At 58.9% G+C, this 10,252-nt stretch carries 5 protein-coding genes and 1 pseudogene; all 6 read left to right on the top strand.

Translation table 11 applies throughout. The annotated features are described in order from the left end of the window. The first annotated feature begins 278 nt into the window (after positions 1–278). Complete coding sequence (gene mobF / locus AB0K08_RS16775) at positions 279–3,824, top strand: MobF family relaxase (RefSeq protein ID WP_363356457.1); 3,546 nt, start codon at positions 279–281, stop codon at positions 3,822–3,824. Between the two features lie 106 nt (positions 3,825–3,930). After that, a complete protein-coding gene (locus AB0K08_RS16770) occupies positions 3,931–4,629 on the top strand; it encodes a hypothetical protein (protein ID WP_363356455.1) in 699 nt (232 codons plus the stop codon). Continuing rightward, complete coding sequence (locus tag AB0K08_RS16765; RefSeq protein ID WP_363356453.1) at positions 4,626–6,611, top strand: ATP-binding protein; 1,986 nt, start codon at positions 4,626–4,628, stop codon at positions 6,609–6,611. Before AB0K08_RS16770 ends, AB0K08_RS16765 begins: the two co-directional genes overlap by 4 nt. A gap of 30 nt (positions 6,612–6,641) precedes the next feature. Beyond that, a complete protein-coding gene (locus AB0K08_RS16760; RefSeq protein WP_363356451.1) occupies positions 6,642–8,603 on the top strand; it encodes a hypothetical protein in 1,962 nt (653 codons plus the stop codon). A gap of 600 nt (positions 8,604–9,203) precedes the next feature. Beyond that, positions 9,204–9,545, top strand: coding sequence for a hypothetical protein (locus tag AB0K08_RS16755; protein ID WP_363356449.1), 342 nt, complete (start codon positions 9,204–9,206; stop codon positions 9,543–9,545). A gap of 45 nt (positions 9,546–9,590) precedes the next feature. Next, positions 9,591–10,175: pseudogene (locus AB0K08_RS16750) on the top strand (DUF2252 family protein); the annotation flags it as partial. Positions 10,176–10,252 lie beyond the last annotated feature (77 nt).

The following is a 10,252-nucleotide window of genomic DNA, read 5'->3' as shown; positions in this document are numbered from 1 at the left end:
CCATGGGCATGCTCAACCACCATTTCGCAGCAGCCGCCTGATCGGCGCAGAGCGACAGCCTACCTCTGACTGCCGCCAATCTTTGCAACAGAGCCCGATTGAGAGAGCTGCGGAGCGCCTCGGCACTAGATATGGCACGCGTCATCGCGATACCGCTCTGTTCACCTAGACGGAGCTTTACCCTCCGTGCGACCCCACGCCTCTGGCAGATCGAGGTTTGACACCTTCCGACCACCTCCTTCGTAACGAAGGAAAGGTGCTCAGTCGTGACGGTGTCAATGAGGGTGATGTCCGCTGGGGACGGGTACAAGTATCTTCTGCGAACGGTCGCAGCTGGTGACGGTGACCGGTCGCTCACGACGCCCTTGACCCGTTACTACTCAGCTGAAGGGACGCCGCCAGGAAGGTGGATGGGGGCCGGGCTCTCGGCGCTCGGTAACGGTCAGCTCATTCCTGGCGATGAAGTCAGCGAAGCACAGCTCCAGCTCCTCGTTGGCATGGGGCGCGACCCCATCACGCGCGATCCGCTTGGTCGCGCGTACCCCGTCTATAAGTCCCTCGAAGAGCGAGTGCAAACCCGAGTTGAAGCTGTTGATTCGTCGCTCAACGCGGTCGATCGTGGTCGAGCAGTCGCGGCAATTGAGGCTGACGAAGCTGAGCGTGGTGGTCGAAAAGCAGTCGCAGGTTTTGACTTCACATTTTCCATCCCGAAATCTGCAAGCGTGCTCTGGGCGGTTGCCGATGCTGGAACGCAGGCGTTGATCGCGGAGGCGCATCACGCGGCGGTTGCGCAGATGATTGCGTACATGGAGCGGGAGGTTGCATTCACCCGCGCCGGTGCAAGCGGAGGCAACGGTGCGGTTGCGCAAGTGGATGTGCGCGGCGTGATCGCAACTGCCTACGATCACTACGACTCGCGCGCGGGCGATCCGCACTTGCACACGCACGTTGTCATCAGCAACAAAGTGCAGACCGTGCTCGACAACAAGTGGAGGTCACTCGACAGTCGCCCAATGCACGCCGCCACTGTTGCGATCTCAGAGCTGCATGAGGCGGTTTTCGCGGATCATTTGACCCGAGTGCTCGGTGTTGAGTGGGAGCTTCGAGCGATGGGACGCAATCGCAACCCTGGCTGGGCTATCAGCTCGGTGCCGGAAGCCCTGGCCGCAGAGTTCTCGACTCGTTCGCGTCACATTGACGTCGAAACCGACAGGCTCATTGACGACTATGTGGAACGGCATGGCCACAGGCCGAGTGCCGCGGTGATCATGAAGTTACGTGCCCAGGCAACGCTCTCGACGAGGCCCGAGAAGACGCTGCATTCACTGTCCGACCTCACTGCTGGGTGGCGTGATCGCGCGGGAGCGATTTTGGGTGAGGACGCAACCAAGTGGGCGCAGCAGGTCGCGTCCAATGAACGGCCGCTGCTTTTTCGTGCGGACGATCTCCCGCTTGATGTGATTCGCTCGATCGGTGAGAGCGTCGTCGCCGCGGTTGGCGAGAAGCGTTCAACATGGCGGCGGTGGAACCTCACCGCAGAAGCGGCACGGCAAACCATGGGTTACCGGTTCGCTTCGATGGAGGATCGCGAAGCAGTCGTCGGTCTCGTAGTTGATGCCGCCGAACAAGTGTCTCTGCGATTGACGCCGTTCGAGCTGGCTTCAAGCCCGCTGGAATTTCGGCGCAGCGATCAGTCGTCAGTGTTCAGGCCGAAGAACTCGACCGTGTTCTCGTCCAACTTGCTGCTCGACGCCGAAGATCGTCTGCTCGATCTCAGCCGCGACCTCACCGCCCCAACGGTGCCCCTGGAAACGATCGAGAAGATCGCGCGTAAACCTGATCGCGATAAGCGCGTGCTCGGAGAGGACCAGGCCGAGGCACTTACACGGATCGCTGTTTCGGGTCGAGTCGTCGACCTGCTGGTCGGGCCTGCTGGCGCAGGAAAAACGACTGCGATGCGTGCGCTTCGTACGGCGTGGGAGTCGGCGCACGGCGCGGGCTCGGTTGTCGGGCTTGCGCCTTCAGCCGGGGCTGCGGAGGTGCTTGCCGAGGACCTTGGGATCGCAACCGAAAACACCGCGAAGTGGTGGCAGAACCACCTGGTCACTGGTGGAGGATTCTCTGCCGGACAGCTGGTGATCCTCGACGAAGCCTCACTTGCAGGCACCCTGTCGCTCGACCGCATTACAGCACTCGCCGCGTCAGCCGGGGCGAAGGTGCTGCTAGTTGGTGACTACGCGCAGCTCCAGTCCGTCGATGCTGGCGGAGCCTTCGGGCTACTCGCGCACAGCCGGGACGATGTGCCCGAACTCGTCGATGTGCACCGCTTCATTAACGTGTGGGAGAAGACCACCTCCCTCGATCTACGCCATGGCCGTACCGAAGCTATCGATGCTTATGACGAGCACGCGCGCATCGTCGATGGTGAGACGGAGACAATGGTCGACGCAGCTTACGAGGCGTGGCGTGCAGACCGGGCCGCGGGGCGATCCTCGATCTTGATCTCCGATTCCAACGAATCAGTGGTTGCTCTCAACACCCGGGCGCGCACCGACCTGATCCTCGACGGGACCGTGCATGGGCCGCGCGAAGCTGCGCTGCACGATGACAGCCGTGCAGCGATCGGCGACACGGTGATCACACGCAAGAATGACCGCAGACTGATTGCAGGGCACGGCTGGGTACGGAACGGCGACCGCTGGACTGTGCTCGACGTGCGCACCGATGGAGCCGTCGTTGCTCGACGGCTCGGCGCCACACGGGGTAGCTCCGTCGTTCTGCCTGCGGCATACGTAGCCGAGAACCTGGAGCTGGGCTACGCGGTCACCTCATACCGTGCCCAGGGCGTCACAACCGATACCGCGCATGTTCTCGTCGATTCGTCGATGACCCGCGAGAACCTCTACGTTGCGATGACCCGTGGACGCGAATCGAACCAGGCGTATGTGGCGGTGGATCGACCGGACTCTCTGCACAGCGGACCACACCCTGCTGATGACGACGGAGCAACGGCACGGAGCGTTCTTCATGGGGTGCTGCAAAACGTTGGAGCGGAACTCTCGGCTCACGAGTCTCTCGTTGCGGAGCAAGAAACGTGGGGAACGATCGCGCAGCTTGCCGCGGAGTACGAGACCATCGCCGCCGCCGCGCAACGTGACCGGTGGGCGACGCTGCTTCATGCATCGGGCCTCCCTGAGTCGGATGCGATCGCCGCGATCGAGTCTGACGCCTTCGGCCCGCTGGCCGCCGAGTTGCGTCGAGCTGAAGCCAACCATCATGATGTCGATGCACTGCTGCCGCGTCTCGTACGCGCACGAGGATTCGACGATGCTGATGACATCGCCGCCGTGCTGCGACACCGGCTTGCTTCGGTGACTGCTCGTGCAGCCGGATCGGGGCGCTCTCGCAAGGCTCCTCGCCTCATCGCGGGCCTGATCCCCGAGGCGACCGGAACGATGAGCGACGAGATGAAAAAGGCGCTTGAGGAGCGTCAAACCTCGATGGAGGAGCGCGCCGATGCTGTGCTTGATCGGGATCTTGTCGCGGCTGCGCCGTGGGTCGCTGCACTTGGCGCGGAACCGGCTGATGCGCGTGCACGCGCATCATGGCGCCGATCGGCTCGCGTAGTTGCTGCCTATCGTGACCGGTATTCTGTCTCGACAGCAAACGCGCTTGGACTTCAATCGGAGACGACGACCCGGCGAATTGATCGCGCGCGGGCCGAAGTGGCACTCAATGAAATTCATCGCGGGAACTCGACCAGCACTCACGTGCGATCCAAGCATGAGATTTCGCAGCAGATCTGGGTGGGACGGGCGCTCTGAGGTTAGGGCCCAATCAGCCTCACGATGCATAAGTCGTCTTGCTGGGTTATCTCACCCGGGCCCGATAGAATTACAAGCATGTGATGCTCGACGGGGAGGTGCCGAGGTGTCAGCAGCTCACTCGGGCTTTGAAGAGGTCGTTGAAAGGCGGACGACGAGCGTCTATCAGGATGCAGTCCGACTCTTGCTTCTCATCGATGCGGCAGCTGAACCGATTGCCGAATCGGAAATCGCGGCAGCCCCAACAGGCGCAGTGGCGGTTCTTCACTCTCAGGTTTTACTCCAGAAGCTCGATTTCTGGCTTCGTAATCCGGACTACCTCGCTGATGAGTTACTGTCACGTTACGAACGAGAGAGTAATCCGGATGATCTCGACTTGGCTCGTCACATATTGGAGAGCGACGAACCCGAGGTTCGCTCGTATCCGATGCTTCGATACCTGTTTGGAGCGTACGAGCCTCTTGACGAAGCGCTTTCAGTGTTGCGGACGCCGGGTCTCATAATTCGTCGAAAGCGAGGCATGCCTGGGCACACAACGCAACATGATTACTACCTCACTGATTCCGGTCGAACCACCGCTCAGACAATTATCGAGCAGGCCCCTGACCTTGCTTACTACACAGAGCGGGCAACGTTGGTGGCTGATCTGGCCGCTGGTAGACGTGGCAGTGCTCTGCGCGATATCCAGTATCTTCAACCTGAGTATGCGGATGCTGAACTTGGTACGCACATCGCCGGTATCGCAGATCGAGCGAGACGCCGGTTGAAGGCCGCACTTGATGCCAACGATAAGGACCAGCTGTGAGCGATACTGACGCCAACCTCATAGATCGAATTGCTGCAAAAGCTGAGTGTTCCAATGATGTTGTCGAGCAGGTTCTGGGCGACTATGGCATAAATCTGATGGGCGCTAACCGGCATCACCGAAGTATCCGGCTTGATCGACTGAGAGTTCGTGGCGACAAAGCAGGAGGCATCGAGCCCGGGGCCTTCGATGAAACCTTTGAGTTCAATCTTGGTGTCACAGTGGTTGCAGCCGGTAACTTCCGCGGCAAGACCAGCATTCTTGAGATAGTCACGCTTGTGCTCAGGGGCGAGCCTCGCAATCTGCAGGCGGACGTCTTGTCCTGGATTCAAGAAGTCTCCCTCGATGTGCACATCAATGGTCGCCCGATCGGTTTCCGAGTCACAATCGGCGATTCCAAGATCGAAGTCGGAAGGATTTTAGCCGGAACTACCGCTGATCTAGAAGCCAGTGATGATGTAGATTCTGCGGGCGTGACAGAACTAGGCCGAGTCCAAGGAAACGAGAATTGGGCTCAGTACGTCGGTTCGTTCATGATGAGCGAGTTCGGACTGGAAGAGATGCAAGTATTCAACAGGGGTCGCAATGATGATGAAACAGGCATTATCAAGTCGCATGGCTGGCACTCCTACTTTGGAGTGTTGTACCCGCCATCCGGTGCTGACAAAGTTCTACTTGGAAGCACGCCAGGGGATAGTCTTCCGGTCAAATTGATGCAGGTGTTTCTTGATATGCCAGAGGCAACGCGTTCAATGCGAGTAAATGCACTTGCTCAGCGCCTCAACAGCGAATTTGCGGCTGAACAACGCCGCGGTCGTGACGCGAATGCTGCCATCGCGAGTCAGCTTCAAGCAGCACAAGACCGACTCGCTGAGGCTGAATCTTCCCTTCAGATGCTTCACAAGCAGGCTCCTGCGGAGAACCTAGAGGAATTGAGTCAACTTGCGGTTGAAGCAGGCGGTCTAGCAGTCACGGCTAGACAAGCGGTTGAAGCTGCACAGCTTGCACTCAGTGCCGCCCAGGCGGACCGGATCGCCGACACAAAGGCACTCAATAGTCTTCGGGAGTCGAAGGTTGCGAGCGCGCTTTTCCACGGTCTAGACCCCAAGTACTGCCCACGTTGCGAGACTTCGATTAGCGCTGAGCGGCGCTCCCGAGAGCATGACGATCACCAATGCGCAGTCTGCGACAGGACTATCCATATTGATGATGAAGACGATTACGAAGAGAGAGAGTTACAAGCTTCCGAGGCACTGGCCGCATCCACTGCTGCTGAGAAATCTCTCGTTGCGGCGAGAGACGAATCGCAAACGGCATTCATCGAGGCACAGAACGCTCTTAGGGCGATCGATGAAAGGATTGCCGAGGCTCGCGGCGCGCATCAAGCAACAGAGCTGCTCCAAGCTGAAAACGAACTTGCCGCAGCGTCAGCTGTCGTTGAGACGCTACTAGCAATGTCGCCGGAAGAGCCGGAGATACCCTTGCCGGTTACGGTGTTAGATGCCGCAAGGGAGGTTCTCCAAAGCGACATCAAGCAAGTGAGTGCAGAGCTGTATTCCGAGCTGAGTGAAGCAACTTGTGAACTTGCCCGCACCTTTGGGATTGCTGAGTTGGAGAGCATCAATATCAAGGGCAATGGCACGATGGATGTCACCAAAGGCGGAGGGTCAAAATCGAGCTTTAGTTCACAGAGCCCTGGAGAACGTCTCCGTCTACGTTACGCACTGGTGATTGCCCTGCTGCGCACGGCTCGTGAGCGCAACATTGCTGGACACCCCGGGATGCTCCTTCTCGACAGTTTGAAAGCTGAAGAAGTACAAGATGATCACGCGCAGACCCTGCTCCAGGGCCTAGTCGATGTTGCCAACGAGGAACCTGGCCTGCAGATCTTGGTCACTACGGCGGATACAGGGCTTGCCGACGCAGTGTCGGGGGTCTCTGGGAGCATTGTCCCGAAACAAGACCGGACTTCGCTCTTCTAGAGCGTTGGCTCATCGAAGGGGTACTAGGAGGTGAAATCGTCGATCATCGAGCGCCTTATCCAGGCGGTGACAGACACCAGCAGCGTCACTCTACAATCGCTCGGGAGTGTTGAAGATGTATCGGCAAGTGCACAAGAGCTGGCTGCCGACAAATTCGCCCCTTACGTGGCAGCCGCTTTTTGTTCACAGTTGCAACTCGGGCAGTGGACAGAGCAACATTCTGTAGCGCTGCAAAACTTTGCCTCAGGCTTAGGGAATCAAAGGAGCTATCTTGCTTTGAGGGAAACAGCAGATGTCCTGCTTGGTGACGAAAATGCGCTCAAATTGGTTGCGACTACTCTTCACGACGCTCTGCTGCCAAGTGAAGATTCGATTGTTTCAAGACCAGTCCTTGCGGGGCTTCAACTCGAAATCACCATTGAAGTTGTAGCGAAGACGACGGTTGCTCCCTATAGGCTCCTGGCTCTCCTTACAGGACCAGTCCATAACTATCCGGAGGAATTTGAGGATCCATTAGCACGTGCGCTCCGTGTCGCGGCGGACATTTGGACCAGTACAGAGGACCGTGAACGCTTCACAACTACGTTGAACGCGTTAGCCCAACGGGGAAACTATGAAGCTACGTATGAGAGTGCTGTTGGAGTTCTGCGCGATGCTCTCATGCAGACGAACAAACAAGACCTTATAAAGAGAGTCAGGAAGGTTCGAGACAGATTCGTCGGAATTGCAGAACAAGGTGAGGGACGAGAGGACGCGGATGCGTTCGCGCACACTTGCACCGCACTGATTGCTTTTCATGAGGCCGATAGGAAGACCCTGTCTGCGACAGCACAAGCAGCCAGGAACATTGCCGAGAGGCGCGCGTTACTAAACTTTCGCACGCATAGCCGGAACCAAACAATTGCCCGACAGGGAGCGCAGCTGGCTTGGATCACTCTGGCCTGGCAACTCGACACGGCTGCTGAGGAAATCGAAGACGAAGCCTTCTTAGACACATGGGTTGCGGTCGACGCGATCACCAAGGTATACGAGGCAGATCGTCAATTCACGAATCTCCAAGTCGTGACTTCGGTCATTCGGCCAAGAATCGTAAACGAAATTGCGCAGCGTCAGGCAATGGCACATCAACTTGAGCGTGCCGTCGCCGTAGATAAGCAACGCGACGATCCCGTGTTGTCACGCGATATTTATGAACTCCTGGACCTCGTTCATCGCAGTCGAGCGGCCCCGCGGGAGCCAGCAGATCCCACTGAGGAGTCGTCTCATAGCACCCCTTTTCTAAAGGCTTTGCTTGGGGCGGAGGCTGTTGTGATTGATGACCTGCCGTTATCGCGCCGACGTCGTCTCGAAGCTGCTGCACGACAGACGTTTGTAGGAATCTTCGCGGGAGATCAGCCGAAGAACGACGTGATCGATCAGATTTGTGCGGACATCATGTCAGATTTAAGCGAGAATCCGAGCTTTACCGGCGCAGCGAAGTCGGATTTCTCTATGTTGATCCGCCACACGGTTCGTTTCCTCGTTTACGTTGGAGACAATTCTCAGTCCTATACGGCGCTTATTCGACCCGGCGACCCGATTCCACCTGAGTCCACAATCCAGAATCATTTCCACGAGTTCCTTAGCGCAACCACCTTCGCAGGTCGCGTTGGTAAGGAGCATGCGAATATCGCCACTGGTCGCGCGGACGTTATTTTAACGCTCGACGAGGGCCGCCGGTACGTGACCGAAGTTAAGAGGGAGCGCGGTAGTGCGTCGAGGGAGGACTTGGACTCCTCTTATCTGGCTCAAGCCACTGAGTACCAGTCCACGAATCTTCCCCTCGGGCAGCTTCTGGTCCTGGATCTTACCGAGCACCCGAGTGGCACACCTCACATCAACGACTCAATTTGGGTGACGCACAGACGAGATGCAGCCGGTCAAGTTACCAACAGTACGGTAGTAGCCGTAGTGCGGGGGAACAGGCCAACACCAAGCTCAATGGTGCTTTAGCGCTCCGGGCGCACGCTATACGTGAACCCGGAGCGCGGGGATAAAATAGGGAAGCGTGCGATGTCGTTTGTGAGCACAGGCACCTCTGACTCTGACTCTGGCTCTTGATTGAAGGCTGCATCGTGCGCGGCTAATCTATTAAGAGTGAAGCCCAGCGCATGACAACGATGGACACAAGGCCCATTTCAATGTGGCACGCTGGGGGCACGAAAAATGTACAACTACCGAAAGCACGCAGAATCATGCGGTCGCGACGAGAACTGGGACTTCTGAGCGCTTCTCTCTGAGGCCCCGGCGAAACAGCCGGTTAAAGGCCCGGGTCTGCGAGATCTCGCAGACCCGGGCCTTTTGTCGTGCCCTCGTCGACATGACAGCGGTCGATCCATTCAGCCGCCAGGCGATGAAGAGGAGTCACACCTTGACTGGCTCAGGCGCCGCGCGGACGTGATCGCTCGTGGACTCGCCCGCGATGGCGACCGGCATCCGCGGTGCTCCATCCGCCACCCCGAGTTGACAGTGTTCCAAGCACACGCCGTTCACTGGTGAAGAGCCGGATGGCAGCATCATCCACCCGCTCTCTTCGGGAGGAGAAGGAATCTCATGGCAGCCCCGCTGAAGGACAAGATCGGAGCACCCGTCGCCATCAGGGACGACGTCATCGATGCCTCGGCGGACGAGGACCGCGAGCGGATCGTGCTTCACACGGACGTCGATCCGCGCGCCTCAGCTCGTGGCCTCGCGGACCTGCTGGTGAGGGGGTCCATCGAGGGAAGTTGCCCCAGCGGATTCGGCGTGGTCCCCGTGTGCCCACTGTTTGCCAGTCGCCCGTCCACGCGGGGAGAGGATCTCACCTCGGACGGCGGGGGACTGCTCCGGTCTTCACCTCAAGACGTCGCCGTGGCCTTGCGAGTCGTCTTCGAGCGTTCCGGAAGGCCCGCATGAGCAGCATCAGCAGGCCGCGATCGGCGAGAGTTCGTTCGACGGACGCCGTGGGCCTACCTTCGCGGCGCTGCGGCCGTGATGGCGGCCGACCTTGCGCACTCCCCGCATTCCGGGCTCACCGTTCAAATGTGCGGGGACGCTCATATCCTCAACTTCGGGTTCTGGGCTTCGCCCGAACGACAGTTGCTCTTCGACGCGCGCGACTTCGACGAAACGCTCCCTGGGCCATTCGAATGGGATCTCAAGCGCCTCGTCACCAGCGTTCACGTGCTGGCCGACTCGGAGCATCTAGGATCTGCCTGCGGCGAGGACGCCGCCGCAGCCGTCATTGCGGGATATCGCACGGCGATTCGGCGATACGCCCGCATGGGTGAGCTCGACGTCTGGTATGACCAGATCACTCCCGACGTGCCGTTGGAAGGGCTTACCTCGGAGTTCGCCCAGGCCGCCGCGCGCGTGATCGAGAAGAAGTCACGCAGCCACACACACCGCGGGGTGGCGAAGCAACTCGTGATCGAGGAGGACGGGCGGCGGCGAATCAGCCTGGATCCGATGAAGCGGGTCGATGATGGACTCGATCAGGAGCAGCGGATCCGCGCCTACGAACAGGTATATTGGGTATCTGCTTAGCTGAAGTATGCTGGAGTATGGCTGATTTGGTGCCGCAGATGCCGGTGGCGGGTGTGGACTATCCTCGCGACTTCGGT

Source organism: Citricoccus sp. NPDC055426, assembly GCF_040677445.1.
Lineage (GTDB): Bacteria > Actinomycetota > Actinomycetes > Actinomycetales > Micrococcaceae > Citricoccus.
This window is presented reverse-complemented; position numbering and strand designations above follow the sequence as displayed.

What these genes read in the sequence shown, in the direction of transcription:
- mobF (WP_363356457.1), top strand. Translation starts at nt 279, where the DNA reads ATGAGGGTGATGTCCGCTGGGGACGGGTACAAGTATCTTCTGCGAACG.
- AB0K08_RS16755 (WP_363356449.1), top strand. Translation starts at nt 9,204, where the DNA reads ATGGCAGCCCCGCTGAAGGACAAGATCGGAGCACCCGTCGCCATCAGG.